Below are 18101 nucleotides of genomic sequence, written 5' to 3' on the forward strand. Positions count from 1 at the left end.
GGTGGAAAGGCAATTTGGCACTCACAATCAGCGAGTCGTTGAAGGAGTGGCCGACGAAATACAGATGGCTGTGGCCGAGGCACACCGTATCCGATGTCTCCGATTTGCAAACGTGATGACGGTATCGAATGCGGTTCTGGATCTTCGAAGCACAGCTGCGCATCCGTAATCTAGCAGGCATAGCTTTTTAAATCTCTGACAATAGAAGGACTTCTGAAGTGCCAAAGCAAATCTCGGATTTAACACCTCGAGAGCAAAAAGACGTAATCCTCAGTTTCTTAATAGATTTTGCGGATCACGATGAAGAAGGCGATCTTTTGTCCTACCTCGACCACATTGGCTTTGATCTGCGGGTCATCCGCCATGTTAAGGAACTGCCTGCAGCGTTTGTAGCCAAATATCGTCTGAAAACCGGTAAGTACGATGTGGACCGCGCCGCAAATGACCTTGCCACCTGGCCCCCAATTGCCGCCCGCATTGCGGAGCTGACCGAAGCCGAGCAGAAAGGTTTGCCTAATGATTTGTGAGTGGCAAGAGCAGGTTGATGTCCGCCTCTTGGGCAGAGATTTGCCGGCGCGGAAGTGGATTATTTCGCAATGGGTGCGGATCACAACGACACCGTGTCATTTCGGCGGTGTGCGCTATTGGTTCATTTGCCCCAGCTGTGATCGCCGCTGCGCCATCCTGTATCCGCACGCCTGCCGCAAGTGCATTGACGGTCGCTATCAAGTTGAACTTCTCACCCCCGCGCACCGCCAAATAACCAAAGCTATCCGTGTGCGCAGAAGGCTCGGTCAAACTAAGAACGGGATGGTTGGCCGGTTTCCACCAAAACCTAAGTGGATGCGTTGGCACACATACCTGAACCTCCGCGCCAAGAGTGAGGCCCTTGAAAAAATCGTATGGACAACAGCTCATGCAAAACTCGTCAGATAGATTCTTGGGCCGTCCACGTTTCGTGTTGGTCGCTTTTGGGCTGCACTCGGACATCTCTCATCGGTCAGGAGAATGGGTAAATCAAAGTACGGCTGGAGGCTGCCGAGGTGTCTGTGATCGATGCCAGATGCGGGAATCCGCCGTTGAAGCGTTTTTGGGCGCGCTACCCAGAATCGTCACTGCCGACATTTAGAGAGCACGCTGCTTGACACTACAGAGCGACCGCAAGCATGTCGTTTAGTCTGCAAATTAGCGATAGGCTCAGGAATGAGTTCCTGAAGGTTGTTTCCGCAACGTGTGACCTGCCACGGGATTTTTCCTCCACCGTCGATTAGAGTCCGACCCAACCTGAGGACGGACAATGAAGCGAACGAGATTCACGGACGAGCAGATCATCGGCATCCTGGCCGAGCATGAGGCAGGCGCAAAGTGCGCGGACCTGTGCCGCAAGCATGGCATGTCGGAAGGCACCTTCTACAATTGGAAAGCCAAGTTTGGCGGTATGACGGTGTCGGAGGCGAAGCGGCTGAAGGCGCTCGAGGATGAGAACGCCAGGCTCAAGAAGCTGCTGGCCGAACAGATGCTGGATCTGGCTGCTATGAAGGATCTGGTCTCAAAAAAGTGGTAGGGCCCGCCGTGAAGCGAGAAGCCGTCGCATATCTTCAGGCCGAGCATGGCCTGTCGGAGCGGCGGGCCTGCCATATCATCGGTGCGGATCGCACGATGATCCGTTATCGATCTCAGCGTGCGTCGGACACGGTTCTGCGCGGTCGGTTGCGGGACCTGGCCAACGAGCGCCGGCGGTTCGGCTACCGGCGCCTGTTCGTGCTGCTGCGCCGCGAGGGCGAGCCCTCGGGGATCAATCGTATCTATCGGCTCTACCGCGAAGAGGGGCTGACGGTGCGCAAACGGAAGGCCCGGCGCGAGGCTATCGGGACGCGAGCCCCGATTCTCGTCGAGGCGCGGCCCAATGCACGCTGGTCGCTGGATTTCGTCCATGACCAGTTCGCGGGCGGCCAGCGCTTCCGGGTTCTCAACGTGGTCGACGACGTCACGCGTGAATGTTTGGCCGCCATCCCGGACACCTCGATCTCGGGGCGCCGTGTCGCGCGTGAACTGACGGCCCTGATCGAGCGCCGCGGAAAGCCCGGCATGATTGTCAGCGACAACGGGACCGAACTGACCAGTAACGCGATCCTGCGATGGTGTTCCGAGACCAAGGTCGATTGGCACTACATTGCGCCGGGAAGGCCAATGCAGAACGGTTTCGTGGAGAGTTTCAACGGGCGAATGCGCGACGAGCTGCTCAACGAGACCATGTTCCGAAACCTGGCCCATGCCCGCATCGTGATCTCGGCGTGGGCCACCGACTACAACACCGAACGCCCGCATTCTGCTTTAGGTTACGAGACCCCGGCCGACTACGCGCGGACCCTGGCCACCGCAATCGCCCGCCCCGCTGCGCGAGATGAAAACTCCGCGCGCCGGGCGATTGCTCAACCTGCGCCAAATGGCGTAAACACCAACCGGGCTCCGGTCGCGGCTGGATGAAAGTTCAGTGGCAGGTCAGTATGGGCCTTGCAAAATGCCAGCCAAGACAAACGCGCCCGGTAATGCAGGCACCGCACCCAAGAGTGCGATTCCCAAGGGGCCTCGAAGTGCCAATCTCGAAGATTTTGTCATGTGCCCGCTCCTTCGCACTCGATGAACTTACATGTTTTTCAGTGTTCTGGTCGGTTCGTTAGCTCTGCATGGGTTCTGACAAGACGACATTCCGCTTGAACAAAAGCGCCAAACCGACGGCGATGAACCATGCAATTGCCCCCAGTCCAAACACAGCACCCGCGATTTCACCGAACGGCGGAAAGACGGTCAGCAATCCACCAATGCCTGTAAGCAGTCCCAGACCAACGACGATCTTGCCAAAGGCGCGATGCATTATGCCAGCAAGACTGACGCACAAGATCCAGACCCCGCCAGCAATTTCGTTTCCGCCACCAAGACCGAGTTCAACAGCGTGCAGTGCTTCCCACGTCTGAACGGCACTCTCAAAATCGTTCGGAGCCATCGCAGCCATCGTTTCGGTTGTGACATTGCCGATCATGCCTGCGCCCAAGACGAGCGTCGTCCAGATCAGGCCAAAGGCCAGTGTCATGGTTGCCCAATCTGCCGACTTGGCCCGCAAGCGGCTTGCCAATGCAACAACCAGCACAGCAAGCGCCAGCGCGTTGAGCACGTAGATCACAGTGAACCATGTAATCATGAGTGCTTGATTATCGACAGTAAAACGCACCACGCCGGCGGCATCGATGTCGTTTGTGCCAAAGCCGGACTCTGCGAATACAGTCACAAGCAGGGTGAAACCAAAGATGTAGGTGGCGGCACAGATCAGGGCGGCAAGGCCCCCAATACGTTGCATCGTCATGATTTTGTCCTTTCGGGTTTAAATTTATGAATCCGCGCCGTTGGTATTATAGCGCTCGTGTTTTCGAATTGGTCTTGTTGTTTCTGCGGCTCTTCAGCTGCGTCTAGGCCGAGGGCATACATGACCTGCGTTTTACTAAGACCATGCAATTGGTCGACGCATATAAACTGTTCGACAGCTGCTCGCTTTGCCTCCCTTAGGAGGCTGAGTTTCGTTGTATAGTCGATGAGCCATCCATCTACGGCGTCGGCTTCATGCTTGATGCCAAGGCAGGAGACGACCAGTGTCACACCGGTCATAACCCCATTTAAGGCATCGGGGTCGGTAAAACGCGCCTCAACAAGTTGGTCCGCCGCGAGCAACTTCGCGCGGCAGGTCTTGCGAACAAGGGCGATCACGTACCACCCCTGTCGCTGGAACTCCGCACATAAGGAACGTCCGAGAGGACTGCTGGCTCCGATGATGAGGATGCGTTTCATGATGAACCTCCTGCGCCGGTCTTACCCAACAACCCGATGGCCACGGCCACGCAGGCATTCAATGACGATGCTCTCGCGCTTTTCACTCGCGTCAACGGCACCCGAAACGCCACCCGCAAGCGCACCTGCAATTGCGCCCTCCAATGGGTCGCCACTGTCAACTTCACCGAGAACAGCACCCACACCAGCGCCCAGAACAGATGCAGCAATCGTGTCTTCATCGAATTGGGTCTGATTGCGGGCCAATGCCTGACAGGCATCCAAGTCTGCCTGATAAGCTGGTGTCGGTGCGCCATCGAGAATTGGTTGGTAGTTCGCGCCGCTGTCTGCGCACGCCGCCACCAAGGCTAGCATGGCAGTGGAAATGGTTATTTTCGTTCTCATTGTCTGATCTTTCTCGTTGAAATGTCGAGAGATCAGATAACGAACCTATAGGAGTCGCGGCATGACCGCAGGCATCAACGAATTGACACTTGGTAACAGAGTGCTGTCAGGCCGCCTGATTGATGTAGGCGGTTGGGCTCAGGCCGGTCCATCGTTTGAAAGCACGAACAAACGAAGATGCTTCAGAGAATCCCAAAAGATAGGCTGTTTCGTTTACTGTCACCTTCTGGCCTTCCAAATACTCCATCGCCATCCGCTGGCGAAGGTCGTCGTGGACTTCGGCGAAGGTGACACCTTCATCCTTTAAGCGACGGTACAATGTCTGGCGGCTCATCGCGATGTCACTGGCCACCCTGTCCATCGAAATCGCCCCTTCATGCATCTTGGGCAGGATCTGGGCCTCGATCTGCGCGCGGATCGACGTATCGGCCCGCAGCTTTTTCAACAAAGCGTCTGCGTGTTGCGTGAAAATGCCGAAGGCATAGGTGTTTCCTGGATCGAACTGGGTCGCGGGGCTGTCCCAAACTGGATCAATCTGAAGTGCATTGCGGGGCGCATTGAACTGCACGGGGATACGGAACAATTCTGGATACTGGCCCACGTGAGGCGGCGACGGATAAGTAACCTCCAACCCGATCTCGAATATTGCATCCGGAAATGACCGGCGAAACTCGCTGATGAAGCGGGCAAATGATGCTTCGGTCGGCAGATATGCTTCAGGTGAAACTTCCAGATGATCGACGATCCAAAGGCTGCCGCCCTCATGCAGAACTTCAAATCGGTCGGTTCCGGATGTCAGCTTCCCGCTGGCCATTAGGTGCAGATAGCGATTGAGCTGCTCAATCGAATGCCGAAACGATGAAGAAGTGTGCACGATCTGCCCAACGACAGAGATGGTTTCGAGGCGCGATTCAAAGGTGTGGCGCAATAAGAGCGACGTATCACCAGTCTGCTTCATTGCTGCAGCAATCATCGCCCTATACGCGGCCTCGGGTATGCGGCTGTCCTGATCTGATAGATCATCCCTGGTCAGGCCACTGGAGGCGAGCAAGATGGCGCGTTTTGCGCCCTTCTCGCAAGCGTAGTCCAAAAAGCTACGCGCAAATCCCGCCGCCATTGTTTGTTCTGTCATCGCTTGGACTCATATCAAGAGGCCGTCTAACACTAGGCCCTTGAACCGGCCTTAATCAAGAAGGCCGGTCAAGTCTGCGCCTACCTGCATCATTGACCTGCAAGCCAGTCCAAAATCGCCTTTGTTGTCTCTTCCGGCAATTCCTGCTGGATCCAATGCCCGCAATTGAGGCTAACGACGTCGACACCCGGTACGACCTCCGCAAGGGTCTCAGACTTTGGGATCATATCCTGTTCGCCGTAAACCATTAGTGCGGGCTTGCGGATGATCGGCTGGACATCTGCAAGGATGTGCCAGTTGCGATCCATATTTCGGTACCAGTTGATACTGCCTGTAAATCCATTCTGTTCGAAAGCCGCGACAAAGACCGCGCGGTCCACATCGCTCATCACGGGCTCGCCAGCCGCGTCTGCGGTCTGAGCAAGATTGATCATCATCATGCCCGGTTCTGGCGGGGCTAGTGGAACATTCTTTCGAAACAGATTGCGGAGGAACCGATCAGCGCTTGCGTCCAAAATGGCATCCGCGACGCCAGGCTGCCGATTAAAGTGAACGAAGTAGTTATCAGGACCAAGGAATGCCTCCATCATTTCAATCCACGGCGTCTCGCCGCGCGTCTGATAGGGCAGTGCGAGATTGATGATCTTCTTGACCCGTGCTGGGTGCAGAAGCGCCATGCTCCAGACGACATTTGCGCCCCAGTCATGGCCGACAAAGATCGCGTCGTCGTAGCCGAAGTGATCAAGAAGAGCGGCAAGATCTCCGGTCAAATGCGAGATGTCGTAGTCCGTTACCTCCGAAGGGCACGAAGAATTGCCGTAGCCGCGCTGGTTGGGCACGATGACGTGATAGCCAGCCGCCGCCAAGGCCGGCATCTGATGACGCCAGGAAAAGGCGTGCTCTGGCCAGCCGTGGCACAGGACAATCGGATTGTCTTTATTTTCCTGACCGGCTTCGAAAACCTCGAGGGTCACACCGTTGACGTCCACGAATGTGGGCGCAGGGAACTTGGTGGTGTCTAACATTGCTTTGTCTCCGTTAATTTGGGTCAAGCAACATCGTAGATTATAAAGGTATCATAAACTGACACCTTTTATGCTATGGTCGTCCTCATGAATGGCAGAGCACGACAGGACGCGATTGTCCGCTCCCTGCGACGCTCGGGGTCGGCGACGATCAAGGGTCTGGCCGAAGAGGTTGGGGCATCGCGCAGCACTATCCTGCGCGATATCGCAGCGCTGCGGGATGAAGGGTTCGTTATTGATACCGAACAAGGCCGGGGCGGTGGGGTATCGATGGATACACGCTCCGTGCAAACCGCCGCGCGTCTGACCGTGACCGAAGTGTTCGCATTGGTGATCAGCGTGGCAAGTATGCAGGCGGCAGGGCAGCTTCCGTTTTCGCGGCTGGCCGATGCGGGACTGGCCAAGATCGAGAAAACGCTGCCGCCTGATAAGCTGCGCGATTTGCGGCGTCTGCTAGAGTGTCTCTATGTTGGTCCGTTGGCCCCAGAGGTTGATGTTTCTGATATTACAGTGTCCGATCCTGCGTTGCTTTCGGCATTCGAGGACGCGTTTCTGAACAGAAATTACTTACGCTTTCATTATTCTGATGCTCGTGGGGTCCGCTCGGAACGCGAGGTTGAGCCGCAGGCAATGCTCGTTCTTCCGCCACTTTGGTACCTTGTTGCTTGGGACCCAGAGCGACAAGATTTTCGCCATTTCAGAATGGATCGGATCACGACGCCGAAAGTGGTCGCAGGGTCAACGTTTCGTAAGCGACACGTCATGTTCGGTGATGGTGTTCACCGGGTGCGCTATGCATAGCCTTGGCTGCAACCCACATCAGAAGCCGCAGTTTGCTTATCTTTTCAGTTCTTCAATCAGAAAATCATAGACGCGCCGAATACGGCGGCTTGTTGTCAGTTCGCGGTGCGCCACAAGCCAGATCGGAAATTGCAGCGGCTCTAAATCTGGCAGGACACGCACAACGGTAGGTTCTGCATCGCCAATCTGCGCATCCAGAACACCAATGGCCGCCCCTTGCTTTACCAATTCCCACATCACCAGATAGCTCTCGGTTAGCAGCGGAAAGTTTGCTTCGGTCAGACCAAGGCCCAGACTATTGAGGCCTTTCAACATGCCGCCGCTGCGATCCAGATTAATGAAGTCAGCGTGCCGGAGATCGTAAGGCGTCTTTGGATTGCCCAGTTTTGCAACATAGTCAGGCGTGGCATAAAGAATAGCATCGGCCATACCGATCTTCTTGGCGATCAAGTCAGGTTCGGTCGGTCGGAAATTGCGGATCGCGATATCGGCTTCCCGGCGCAACAGGTCGCTGGCGTGGTTAGAGACAACAATCTCAACGTGGATGCCGGGTTCTAGTTTGCGTAGCTTCGTCACGATCGGCGGTAGCAGCACAGCCGCATAAGTCTCGCTTGCCGAAATGCTGATTGGCCCCTCCAGCGCCTGCGACTGACCCAGCGCGACCAAAGAGACCCGGCCAGCAGCCTCACCCATGCCGCGCACGTGCTCCAACAACTCCATGCCGCTTGGCGTCAGGGTCAGCCCCCGACCGACACGTTCGAACAACACGACCCCAAGTTCCTGCTCTAAACCATCAACCTGCCGCCCAAGGGTCGGCTGCGCCATGCCCAATGCGCGCGCGGCAGCAGAGAGTGATCCTTCTTCCGCCGTCACCAAAAAAGCGCGGGCTTTATTCCAGTCAAACTTTACCGACCGCCAATCCATGCAAATCTGCATATCAAAATTAGAGAATTGGTCAATTCGCATGGTTCACGGTCAGACGTACACCCATCCCAAGAACAAGCTAACGCTCTGCCGGTCACTGACAGCGAGGCTGACCCAGTCCGGCGCAACCGTGAAAGGAAACGCCATGAATAACGCAACGCAACACTGGGACCCACAAGCGGCCCGCGCCGCAGGAGGCCTTTATCTGGCCATTGCGATCTGCGGTGGTTTCAGCATTGGATATGTGCCGATGCAAATCATGGCTGCCGATGGCGCCATTTCAAGTGCCAATCTCTTGGCTAATCGAGGTCTCTTTCAGCTTGGCGTTCTGGCTGACAGCGCCGTGATCCTATTTGAACTAGCTATCACGGCGATCCTTTATCAGATGTTCCGACACGTCGGACCAAAGATGGCGATGGCTGCCCTGATTTCCCGGGCGGGCATGATCACGGTCATGGGGATCAACCTGCTGCTCTGGGTGATGCCATATGTTCTGCTGACGCAACCGACCGAACGGGACACCGCGCAACTTCATGCAATGGCTCAATTCTGCTTCGAGGCGCAGGCCATGGGCGTCTTCATCTGGCAGCTCTTCTTTGGTGTCCATCTTCTCGCCCTTGGTTGGCTGATCCTGAAGTCTGACGTTGTTCCACATCTTTTAGGAAAGGGGCTGTTCGTAGGAGCCTTTGGCTATCTGATCCAAGGCATCGCGAAACTGACCTTCGTCGATGTGGCAGCCATCAACTACACCTTCATCGCGTTGCTCGTCATCGTCTCGATCTCCGAGATCAGCTTTGGCCTTTGGCTGCTGATCCGCGGAGGCCGCCTTACCCCCAAAACCCATCAATCCGCATCTGTTGCGGCCTAGAGGAGACATCTCATGCTTGCTTATTCCTATTCCCAATACGGATCTGCCGACGTCGTTTCACGCATCGAGGTCCCCACACCGATCGCAAAGCCAGATGAGGTTCTGATCCGGGTTGTCGCGACGACGGTCAGCGCCGGTGACTGGCGCGCACGCAGCCTCACGATGCCAAAAGGTCTTGGGCTGTTGGGGCGGTTGGTCTTCGGCATCACGGGTCCCCGCAAACCGATCCTTGGGACAGAGTTCTCCGGCATCATCGATAAGGTCGGATCAGAGGTCTCTACATTCCAAGCAGGCGATGCAGTCATCGGGTTCCCCGGAGCAAGCTTCGGCGCACATGCCGAGTTCATCACAATGCCGGCGGATGGAAAGCTGACCAAGAAGCCTGACACCGTCAGCTTCGCAGAAGCCGCCGCCATACCGTTTGGTGGAACAACGGCCTATGACTTTCTTGTCAACAAGGCCAAGCTGAAGTCCGGTGATAGAGTACTGATCAATGGTGCGTCCGGTTCCGTAGGCTCAGCCAGCGTGCAAATCGCAAAGCATCTCGGGGCAAAGGTCACTGCTGTTTGCAGCGGCAAGAATACCGACTTGGTGCAGAAGCTGGGGGCAGACCGCGTCATCGACTACAGGACTGAGAGCATTGTCGAAGATGGTGTTCAATATGATATGGTGATCGATGCTGTTGGAACCCTGCCATGGTCACAAGCCCAACACGCCATCCGTCCTGGTGGAAAGATGGTTCTTATTGCGGGCAAGACATCGGACATGTTCTTTGGGGGCCTCAAAGCGACCATCAAAGGAAAGAAAATGGTCGGCGGGGTCGCAACAGAGAGCCGTGAAATAGTGGAGGCGGTCGTAGATCTCGCAGCGCAAGGCATCCTTCGTCCCGTCATCGACAGACGTTACGCATTTGACGATATGCGAGCGGCCCATGCTCATGTCGATACTGGGCGGAAAATGGGCAACGTGGTCGTTGCCGTCATGCCAAAAGTCAGCACAGAAATCGCTATGAATACGAAGGATCTGGTCAATGTCTGACAAAATGAAACTACGGATCGTTGGTCTTTGTATAGTAAGCGGTGCAAAGACCCCATGTTTCAATAAAATAAGGGTTTTGCGATGGTGTCTCCATTGAAGGTATGGAGAACATCACAATGGATAACGGCGCGACGCGAGAGGTGAAGATATGGGGTTTCACTATCCCAGTTTCCACGTCTGGCCGGCGGACATGGCCTGATGGGCTGAGGCTGCTTGCGGTCAAAAAAATTCAGGAAGGAGCTGGGATCCGCGAAACGGCTGAGGAGATCGGTGCGAATAAGTCTCTGGTGGCACTTTGGGTCAAAAAGGCAGAGGTGTCGCCGGGTCCCAATTTTGTGGAAGCAGTGCGCGCCTCCTCTGATCTTGGAACCTTTGCCCAAACTACTGCCGCAGAAAACGGCATCAACGGACTTTCCTGCCGTATCACGATCGGTGACATCACGGTTGATGTCCCGACTGGATATCCGGTTGGTCAACTCTCTGAGGTTCTGCGGGCCGTCAGGGGGGCAGCGTGATTTCACCGAGCGGAAATTTCAAAATTTTTATCGCGACCGAACCTGTGGATTTCAGGAAGGGTATGGACGGGCTGGCCGCATGCATTCACGGAAACTTCAATCTGGATCCGTTTTCCGGCGCGATCTATGTCTTCCGATCTCGGAGGGCTGACAGATTGAAGCTCTTGATCTGGGATGGATCTGGCCTTGTCTTGATCACGAAGCGGCTGGTTGGACGGCGCTTCACTTGGCCAAAGCTGCAGTCTGGACCGGTCGTGCTCAGCAAGGTCCAGTTTGACGCGATGTTTGAGGGCATCGACTGGACAAAATTGAAGGAGGTCACTGCGAGAAAGCCTGTGTTTCTTTAATTGGATCAGCAATGCGACAAAGCTTGTCTGAGTCCAGTCTTTTGCCTTTTGTGGTGCTCATCCCGTTCGTGAAGCGGCGACGGGTCCTCGGGCTGTAAATGTCGCCGGCAGCGACCGACCCTGACAAAATCTTCGGGAGCCCGTTCGACCCGGCGAATGCCAGGAGGTGACAAGTTACTGCTCAGTCCACGCTCAGCTCATTGGCCCATTGAACAGCATCTTCCAGAAGATCGTCACCCCAGAATATCTCGATCTACCGCGAATGTAGGCGAACCGAAAATTCCCAGTTCGGTTGCTTCATCCGTAGCTCGCGTCAGCACCTGCTCAATGCGTTCGGACTGAGCGTCTGCCAATACTCGGGCGGGGTCGTGGCCGATCTCCTCTATGCACGCGCTCAGGTTCGGCTCCTCGCCGGCCATATCCCCATCTTCGAACCAGCGTCGATAGGTGGCGCAAGTGTAGTCCTGGATCCAGCCCTCTTCGACACCCAAGATGGCGACCTTGTTGGCCGGCACAAGACCTGAGAGAGGATAGGAAGCAGGGATGCGCGGCGACAGTCCATACCGCCGCGCACGGCGTTCGATATCCCGCCGCATGTATGCAGTCTTAACGGGTTTGTCGGGGGTGTCCGCAAACCGTGTTGGTCGGTTGTTCGGACCGAGTAGCCCTATCGCGACAGAGACATTGCTTGAACGCATGCATAAAGCCATCTACGGATTTATAATGACCGATTTCGAAACAGCCCTTGCGGCAATTATCGGCAAGCCTTCGACGCAAAGACCATTTGTCTGCACTGGTCACCCGTCTGCCTGTCCAGTATGGGTCGTGGGGTATAACGCGGCTACAACGGGCGGAGACTGGTGGCGGTTTTGGTCCTCTGAGCGCGGATTCGATTACGCTTCATGGCGCAAAGACTACGATGCGGAACGGGCAGCGCGCGGCAAGGGGGCATCAGCTACTCGCCTTCGTATCGACCGGTTCAAGGCGTCTGTTCACAACGTTTTGGAAACCAATATTTTCGCTACGCCATCAACCAGAATGGCGAATATGCCCGCCAGCAGCACAGAAGCTTTTGATTTGCTTATGACCACGTTCAGTCCTCGTGTCATCATAGCTCATGGCGTGGCCTCAGCGAACCATCTTGCAGGCTGGACCGATGGAGAACTGATAGCTTGTCCTCATCTTTCTCGGGCGGGATATGCAATAGTCGATGAAATCGTCGAAAAACTCCGAAACCGCTAACACATCAAACCGAGCCAACACGGTTTGCTTCGCCTCGGTCAAAAGCTCCAGTTACAGGTCTGTGCGAGCTCGCCCAGAACGTCGCGGAGGCCGGCGATCCCGAACACAGCCGTGATCGGATTCTCCGAGTAAGGCGTCGTTTGCAGGACCAGTCGCTCCTCGTCGAGAAGCTCCTTGAGGAAGGCGCCGGGCCATTCGGGGGCGAAGGTCGCCTCCTTGTCAGTGGACAGGCTCCACCGCTCCTCTCTGGCCTCTCCCTGGCCGACCCGAACAATGACGCGCTTCCACTCCGCGTAAGCGTCGGAGGAGTCGTCGCCAAGATAGTCGTCCCAGATGGCATAGACCTCGGTTTTGTTCGATTGGCATCGGGCAACGAGCACCACGGGATCTCCCGATTGCGATTTGCCCTCCTCAGCCGTCAGTAGCAGTGTGACGGTCCTGGTATCATCGAGCGGATTGATGTCGGACTGGATGCGCCAGTCGCCGCCGGTGGAGCTACCCGGCGCAGGGGCGCTTTCGAGCTCGGCGTCGACACTGTAGGTGTAGGTGCCACAGAGCCCAGGGCTGTGGATATCGAAGGGAGGATCGGACGACTGAAACATTGCGAGATGCAGCAGGAAATCCTCGTCGAAAGACAGATCCTCGAAAAAGACTGCGTAGAGGTCCTGAGCCGGATTGGGCTCGCCGCACAGAGTATTGCCGTTTTGCAGGGGTCCGTGGTCATTCGACAGCCGGAATATCTCGGCTGTTTGCTTCTGCTCACCATCCAAGCTCCACGGGCGCCAAGTGGCGCCCTCGGAAACCAAGCCGACGCTTGTCCCATTCCCGAAGGTGATACTCATGGTGCTGCCTTTGGTGGCGAAGTGGTCATTGCCCGACAGCGTGATCGCGCCGGTGATCGCCTCGGCTGTCCGACTGTAGGGCGCAAAGGACCGAGCATCCTGCCAGACATGGCGCTCGAGAGCAGCCTGAGAGAGGGCAGCGTGCGGAAAGACGGCAAGTGCGATCAGGAGAAGTGTGGTGCGCATGAAGCCTCCGGACGGACAGGAACGAGAGCAGTCAAGAATGTGACCCCACGAATTCACGTCGCCTGCTCCTGTATGGAACTATGCACGCCAACACAGCTTGCGGACAGGGTTCGCCACAGCCGCTCAATGAAGATGTTGTCCAGATAGCGACCCTTGCCATCCATCGAGATGCGGACGCCCGAGCGGCGCAGGCGGTCTGTCCAGGCAAAGGATGTGAACTGCGACCCTTGATCGCTGTTCATAATGTCCGGCGGTCCAAACCGATAGATGGCCTCGTTCAGCGCCTCCACGCAGAAGTCCGCGTCCAGCGTGTTCGAGATTCGCCACGACAGAACCATCCGGGTATGCCAATCCATGATCGCCACCAGATAGAGGAACCCGCGGCGCATGGGCAGGTAGGTGATGTCCACGCACCAGACCTGGTTTGGCCTGTCTACCCGCAGACCCCGCAGCAGATAGGGGTAGGTCTTGTGCCCCTTCGCCGGCCTGCTGGTGTTGGGTTTCTGATAGATCGGCATCAATCCCATCAGGCGCATGAGCCGACGGACGCGCTTCTCGTTCACCGCATGGCCTTCGTTGCGCAGGTGCCAGGTCATCTGGCGGACGCCAAAGAACGGTGTCTCGAGGAACTGCACATCGATCAGCCGCATCAGCGCAAGGTTCTGCTCCGTCTCGCCTTGAACTCAGGGGCATGCTGTTTTCGTTTCGACATCTTCGATCTCCTTCTTGGTGAAGATCAGCAGACAGCAATTCAAAGCTTACGTCAGTGTCCAGTTTTCGGGGGGCACCTCAGCGGTCCATGTGGCGCAAATGACGAATTCCTACTCGCAGCAACCGTCCAGAACCTCCGCAAACTGGCGAAGATCTTTCCCGCACCGCAGCAAACGCGCAAAGCGTGATAGGAAAGGCGCTTGCGCCAAATTCAGAACAGTTATTTCTGCGCGCGCAAACGGGAGTTTTTCCACAGAATGGGCGGAGAGCTGCCATTCGCCGCGCCTGCAAATGGTCTCCAGTCCGTCGCGAAAGCAGCCTTTCGCACAGTCCGGCCATCTTTAGCGTCAGATTATAACTCGCGATGTCAGCGCGTCCTTCGGGGAGGCGGAAAAGATTCTCCGAGACCCATCTCGTTTCGCGTCCAGAGCGTCAACCTGCATTTAATTAAGGAGCCGATCCTATCTCGGGGCGCAGTCTCCCAGCGGATCAAGCGTCTCGAAATTGAGCTGGGGTAATTTTTCTCGTGCGTGGAGCACGCGGTGTCTGGCTAATACCCGAAAGCGGCTGCGTAAGCTCAATGCTTCGGTAATCCCCCTTTGCGCCTCGATGATCGCTTAGTGATCGGGCCACAGACCTGGCGATGCCGCCAATTCAAGCAGATGCCCGTCGGGGTCACGGAAATAAATGCTCTTGCCGCCCCGCAACCAACTCGTGCGGCTCAGAATTTCAACATCGTGTTGGTCCAGATGCGTGATCCAGTCGTTCAGTTCGTCATGTGATGTCTCGAACGCAAAATGGATGCGCCCATCCGCATCATGCGGAGGAATGTCATTTTCGCCATCCGCAACCGCCCCATCAGCGGTCCCACCTTTGTGAAATAATAGCAGAATGCTCTGCCCGTTTACATTCATTGCACACAACCGGTCTGAGGTTTTCAACGGCTCCAACCCCATAATTTCGGAGTAGAAGGTCTGTGCGCGCTCCAGATCCGCGACATAAATCGCCGTCTCAAGAATTTTAACAAGCTTTGGCACCGTTCAGGCCTCACATGAGTTTTCCGACTAAGTGAACGATAAGTAGCGCTTTAAAGGAGATTACAAATGGCAGACAATTCGAACGCGTTTCCTCTGACACCAGCAGAAAAGGAAGCCGTAAGCGGTGTGGTCAATCGGGCCTTAAATGCATCGCGCGACTCATATCGGAACGGGATCGCTGCAGCGATTGTCAGCGGAAATGCCGTGATCGAAGTTGCCGAGAATGAGGTAAACCTGCAGGGCGACCCTACCAAGCACGCCGAGATGGTTTTGATCGCACGTGTGACCCAGTCACTTGACCGCAAACAGCTATCGGAATGCACGCTGATCTCGTCGCTGCAACCATGTGAGATGTGTCTGTCTGCGATGCGGTTTGCCGGAATCAAGCGCGTTATTTTTTGCGCACGACAAGAAAATGTAGCGACAAAGTATTTCGCATTTCCGAATTTGAGTATCGATACCTTTGTTGCTGGCGGCACGCCGTTCACGCATATCGGCGGAGTGATGGAAAATGCGGTTCTACACCTCTACGAGGCAGGCGACGAATGACCATCCGTCATGTTAGGGTCAGCGCGCTGTATCCCTGTATTATCATTTCAAGGATACGATGACGAATGTCCGAAACCGGCAGATACATCTGCACTGGCCTCTGACTTTTCGCCAATCGCAGTTAGCCGGAGGCTAGCGTCGCTATCCTCCTAAAGGCCAAGGTTGCGGCCCGACCACTTTGGGACTGGGCTTGCGCTTTAGTCGAGTGATGTAAATGTTCCGCACCGGAACTTGCTGGAATTCGTCCGTCCGCCTCTGTTTGATAGTCAATCTTCTTTGTTGCAGTAAATGCAATGAAAGGAGCGGCATTAATCCGCGACAGGTCCACCTCCTCGACGAAGTGGGTGATCGCACCTTGACCGCAGCCAACTGAAACGGTCTCGATGCCTTACGATCTCCCATCCTCTTTCTCATGTGGTATCTCAGGCGCTTTCGATTTGCGGATGATCTCACACGGCTTCGACGGGTTCGGCCTCGGGGAAAACTTCAACACCCGTTCGTTCTAGACCTTGCATGCGACTGATAAGTTTCTCGCGGACATCGCAGGATACGACGAACGACGTGTTGGGATCGGCACAAGAAAGCGCAAACGTGACTTCTTGGCCAAATACGTCATGATCTGTGACCATAACCAAATGCTCATCCTTGTCGCCTAGCTCCTCGGCATCCACGGTTTCGATCACATCATAAAAAATCTGACGGAGATTTTCGACATCCGCGGTATGTGCGACCTTCACCTCAATAAGGCGCTTCATGTTTGTTTCCTGAAGCGTCCAATTCTCGAAAGTCTCTGCCACGAACTCCGTCACGGGGACAACGAGCCGCACACCTGTCCAAACACGCAACTGGACGAAAGTGAAATTGATCCGTTCAACGTGACAAACGTGATCTTTGAAGAGCACTTTGTCCCCGATGCGCGCCGACTGATTGAGAGCGATCTGCATGGACGACATGATATTTGAGAGCACCTCGCGCGCCGCGAAACCGAGGATGAGAGTCAGAGCGCCGGCCGAAGCCAGAAGGGAGAACCCGAAAGTCCGAAAAAGGTTGGCTTCGGTCATGACAATACCGGCACCCATAACAAAGATGGCGACGATCAGGATACGACGCGCCAGCGATATTTTTGTTGCCATCGAACGTCGCCCGTCGTGTTGGGCACTCTTTAAGGACACGTCATCGAAATCAACCAGCCGGTCGATGATCCTGTCGATAACGTTGATGACCAAGATCAGGGTGGTCAGGACATACCCTAGCGCTAGAAACGGCGAGATGAATGTCGAGACCCCGCCAGAGAATACGAACATCGCGCTGATGCCCGCGATGATCGTCGTCATAACGAAGATCATCGCGGGCATCCTGGTTGACTGAACAATCTCTGTTCTGAAACTACGCCGTGCGTTGTCAGCCACGCGAGAAAGCGCCTTGTGTGTCAATACGCCTGACAACCCTGCCAGCACGAGCATAAGAGGGATTCCAAACACCTCCCACCACATGAGGTGCCAGAATGCGATTTCGCGTGTCCACCCCGGTAGAGCCTCCTCCAGCCGGGACGGGCGGAATTTCGCGTGCAGTTTCTCGATATTGGCGACCGACCTCTGGGAAAACACCCAGACTGGCGGGGTGTCACCAACCTGAATTCGGTCCAGTCTGATAGGATATGGCCGATCGTCGATGATTAGAACCCAAAGAAGAATTGACCGTCTTGCTTGGCCGGCAACCGCACCATCCGTGGTGGCGTTGGCATCCATACCGTCAGGTCGATCAATTAAATCGGTCCAGTCGATCACGACCTTCCTGGTGATGATCTCATAAAGCTTCTCGGCGAGTTCCGGGCCCTTCTCAGCTTGTTCCGAGACTGGAACTGGTGAAAGGTTCAGCAGGTGAGCGGCGGATTTGAAATCCTGCAGTTCGGCAAGATCCAAGAGAGCTTCCAGCGTCGACTGCGGAGAACTCCGATCTACTGTATCTGGCACCTCGCCCAGCCCAACATTGAGCACATTGCTCTCGAAAACTGCGTCCTGAGCAGCAGCGGCATTGAATAGCCCTGTCGAGATCCAAAGACTCGTGATGAGAATGTATCGAGCGATGCAACGCATTTAGCTTCCTTAAAAAGCTGGTGGGTGACCTCATCTGCAAAGGTGTATGCGAGCGAACGACCACGGAGTTATTAGGTTCCTTTAAGGATTGCCACCTCCTTAATTCAAGCGGCATCGATCTCCCGTCGGAAAGTCCGTGCAGCTGACCTCAAGCCATGTCTTCGCTGTCGCCGTAGAGCCACAAACCGAAATCCGTAAACATCTCGAGGAAGACAAGGACACCAATCAGCAATCCGCAGACCAAAGGCCATCGCTGCCCGCGAGACCACCGCGATGGCAAAGAACCGACAGCGGAAACGATGATACAGGCAGCCGTTGTCGGAACCATCGCCGGAAATCCAGTGTATACGCGGACGAAAGCGTCGCTCCCAATCCCCCAACCAACTACAAGGACGCAGGCAGCAATGCAGCTTGCCGTCCAAAGAGCAATTTTTCCGTCACGGCGAAAATCGCTGATGGCTTCAAATTGTGACCTGCTCCCCTAAAAAGTCCGCGATTTGGGGTTAGTCTGTTCCTTGTAAAGGAGACGGACGATGAAGCGATCAAGGTTCACGGAAGAACAGA

The 18101-nt window shown here is 55.5% G+C and carries 19 protein-coding genes and 1 pseudogene; 9 read left to right on the top strand and 11 right to left on the bottom strand.

Annotation, left to right across the window (positions count from 1 at the left end; all coding sequences use genetic code 11):
• The first annotated feature begins 218 nt into the window (after positions 1 to 218).
• Together BMX27_RS16690 and BMX27_RS04590 are read left to right on the top strand one after the other, a co-directional pair.
• Positions 219 to 527: a hypothetical protein gene (locus BMX27_RS16690; protein ID WP_143056780.1), complete on the top strand. Its 309-nt coding sequence runs from the start codon at positions 219 to 221 to the stop codon at positions 525 to 527.
• A gap of 770 nt (positions 528 to 1297) precedes the next feature.
• Positions 1298 to 2487 (top strand): IS3 family transposase gene (locus BMX27_RS04590; protein WP_090158663.1). Its coding sequence is split into 2 segments (ribosomal slippage): positions 1298 to 1550 and positions 1550 to 2487, totalling 1191 coding nucleotides; the frame shifts between segments, so codons are not numbered across the junction.
• Positions 2488 to 2677: 190 nt separating this feature from the next.
• Here the strand turns inward: BMX27_RS04590 and BMX27_RS04595 are convergent.
• The 5 genes from BMX27_RS04595 to BMX27_RS04615 all read right to left on the bottom strand — a co-directional run bounded on the left by BMX27_RS04595 (position 2678) and on the right by BMX27_RS04615 (position 6381).
• Positions 2678 to 3361, bottom strand: coding sequence for a DUF4386 family protein (locus BMX27_RS04595; RefSeq protein ID WP_090158664.1), 684 nt, complete (start codon positions 3359 to 3361; stop codon positions 2678 to 2680).
• On the bottom strand, positions 3358 to 3840 hold the full coding sequence (locus tag BMX27_RS04600; RefSeq protein WP_090158665.1) for an NAD(P)H-binding protein: 483 nt from the start codon (positions 3838 to 3840) through the stop codon (positions 3358 to 3360). Before BMX27_RS04600 ends, BMX27_RS04595 begins: the two co-directional genes overlap by 4 nt.
• A gap of 21 nt (positions 3841 to 3861) precedes the next feature.
• Positions 3862 to 4224: a glycine zipper family protein gene (locus BMX27_RS04605; protein WP_090158666.1), complete on the bottom strand. Its 363-nt coding sequence runs from the start codon at positions 4222 to 4224 to the stop codon at positions 3862 to 3864.
• Positions 4225 to 4330: 106 nt separating this feature from the next.
• Positions 4331 to 5356: a helix-turn-helix domain-containing protein gene (locus BMX27_RS04610; protein WP_090158667.1), complete on the bottom strand. Its 1026-nt coding sequence runs from the start codon at positions 5354 to 5356 to the stop codon at positions 4331 to 4333.
• Between the two features lie 89 nt (positions 5357 to 5445).
• The gene (locus BMX27_RS04615) at positions 5446 to 6381 is read right to left on the bottom strand and encodes an alpha/beta fold hydrolase (protein WP_090158668.1); all 936 of its coding nucleotides are present in this window, start codon (positions 6379 to 6381) and stop codon (positions 5446 to 5448) included.
• An 87-nt stretch (positions 6382 to 6468) separates the two neighbouring features.
• On the opposite strand from BMX27_RS04615, the gene BMX27_RS04620 reads away from it, so the two are divergent.
• Positions 6469 to 7182, top strand: coding sequence for a helix-turn-helix transcriptional regulator (locus BMX27_RS04620; protein WP_090158755.1), 714 nt, complete (start codon positions 6469 to 6471; stop codon positions 7180 to 7182).
• 36 nt (positions 7183 to 7218) lie between these two features.
• Here the strand turns inward: BMX27_RS04620 and BMX27_RS04625 are convergent, their stop codons facing one another.
• The gene (locus tag BMX27_RS04625) at positions 7219 to 8118 is read right to left on the bottom strand and encodes a LysR family transcriptional regulator (protein WP_090158669.1); all 900 of its coding nucleotides are present in this window, start codon (positions 8116 to 8118) and stop codon (positions 7219 to 7221) included.
• A gap of 133 nt (positions 8119 to 8251) precedes the next feature.
• Between BMX27_RS04625 and BMX27_RS04630 the strand changes: the two genes are divergently transcribed.
• From BMX27_RS04630 to tnpB, 4 genes are all read left to right on the top strand, one after another.
• On the top strand, positions 8252 to 8974 hold the full coding sequence (locus BMX27_RS04630) for a DUF4386 domain-containing protein (protein WP_177172643.1): 723 nt from the start codon (positions 8252 to 8254) through the stop codon (positions 8972 to 8974).
• A gap of 12 nt (positions 8975 to 8986) precedes the next feature.
• Positions 8987 to 10012, top strand: a complete 1026-nt coding sequence (locus BMX27_RS04635) for an NAD(P)-dependent alcohol dehydrogenase (protein WP_090158671.1) — start codon at positions 8987 to 8989, stop codon at positions 10010 to 10012.
• 101 nt (positions 10013 to 10113) lie between these two features.
• Positions 10114 to 10527, top strand: a complete 414-nt coding sequence (locus tag BMX27_RS04640; RefSeq protein ID WP_090158672.1) for a hypothetical protein — start codon at positions 10114 to 10116, stop codon at positions 10525 to 10527.
• Positions 10524 to 10874, top strand: a complete 351-nt coding sequence (tnpB, locus tag BMX27_RS04645; protein WP_143056782.1) for an IS66 family insertion sequence element accessory protein TnpB — start codon at positions 10524 to 10526, stop codon at positions 10872 to 10874. The genes BMX27_RS04640 and tnpB overlap by 4 nt, the downstream gene beginning before the upstream one ends.
• 233 nt (positions 10875 to 11107) lie before the next feature.
• Here tnpB and BMX27_RS04650 read toward each other — a convergent pair whose 3' ends face one another.
• Positions 11108 to 11470 (bottom strand): DsbA family protein, encoded by a 363-nt coding sequence (locus tag BMX27_RS04650; protein WP_256212394.1) that lies wholly within the window; start codon positions 11468 to 11470, stop codon positions 11108 to 11110.
• A 127-nt stretch (positions 11471 to 11597) separates the two neighbouring features.
• On the opposite strand from BMX27_RS04650, the gene BMX27_RS16695 reads away from it, so the two are divergent.
• Positions 11598 to 12116 (top strand): hypothetical protein, encoded by a 519-nt coding sequence (locus BMX27_RS16695; RefSeq protein WP_143056783.1) that lies wholly within the window; start codon positions 11598 to 11600, stop codon positions 12114 to 12116.
• A gap of 38 nt (positions 12117 to 12154) precedes the next feature.
• On the opposite strand, the gene BMX27_RS04655 is transcribed toward BMX27_RS16695, so the two are convergent.
• From BMX27_RS04655 to BMX27_RS04665, 3 genes and pseudogenes are all read right to left on the bottom strand, one after another.
• Positions 12155 to 13144 carry a type VI secretion system-associated protein TagO gene (locus tag BMX27_RS04655; protein WP_090158674.1) on the bottom strand — a complete coding sequence of 330 codons (990 nt, stop codon included), beginning with the start codon at positions 13142 to 13144 and terminating at the stop codon, positions 12155 to 12157.
• 77 nt (positions 13145 to 13221) lie between these two features.
• Positions 13222 to 13818 (bottom strand): annotated as a pseudogene (locus BMX27_RS04660) (IS3 family transposase); the annotation flags it as partial.
• A 654-nt stretch (positions 13819 to 14472) separates the two neighbouring features.
• Complete coding sequence (locus tag BMX27_RS04665; RefSeq protein WP_090158676.1) at positions 14473 to 14892, bottom strand: VOC family protein; 420 nt, start codon at positions 14890 to 14892, stop codon at positions 14473 to 14475.
• 66 nt (positions 14893 to 14958) lie between these two features.
• Here BMX27_RS04665 and BMX27_RS04670 point away from each other — a divergent pair, with 66 nt between their 5' ends.
• Entirely contained in the window at positions 14959 to 15441 is a 483-nt protein-coding gene (locus BMX27_RS04670) for a nucleoside deaminase (protein ID WP_090158677.1), read from the top strand.
• A 449-nt stretch (positions 15442 to 15890) separates the two neighbouring features.
• Here BMX27_RS04670 and BMX27_RS04675 read toward each other — a convergent pair whose 3' ends face one another.
• Complete coding sequence (locus tag BMX27_RS04675; RefSeq protein ID WP_090158678.1) at positions 15891 to 17537, bottom strand: mechanosensitive ion channel family protein; 1647 nt, start codon at positions 17535 to 17537, stop codon at positions 15891 to 15893.
• Positions 17538 to 18101: the final 564 nt, after the last annotated feature.

It is taken from the genome of Loktanella sp. DSM 29012, assembly GCF_900110705.1.
In the GTDB taxonomy this organism is placed as follows: domain Bacteria; phylum Pseudomonadota; class Alphaproteobacteria; order Rhodobacterales; family Rhodobacteraceae; genus Loktanella; species Loktanella gaetbuli.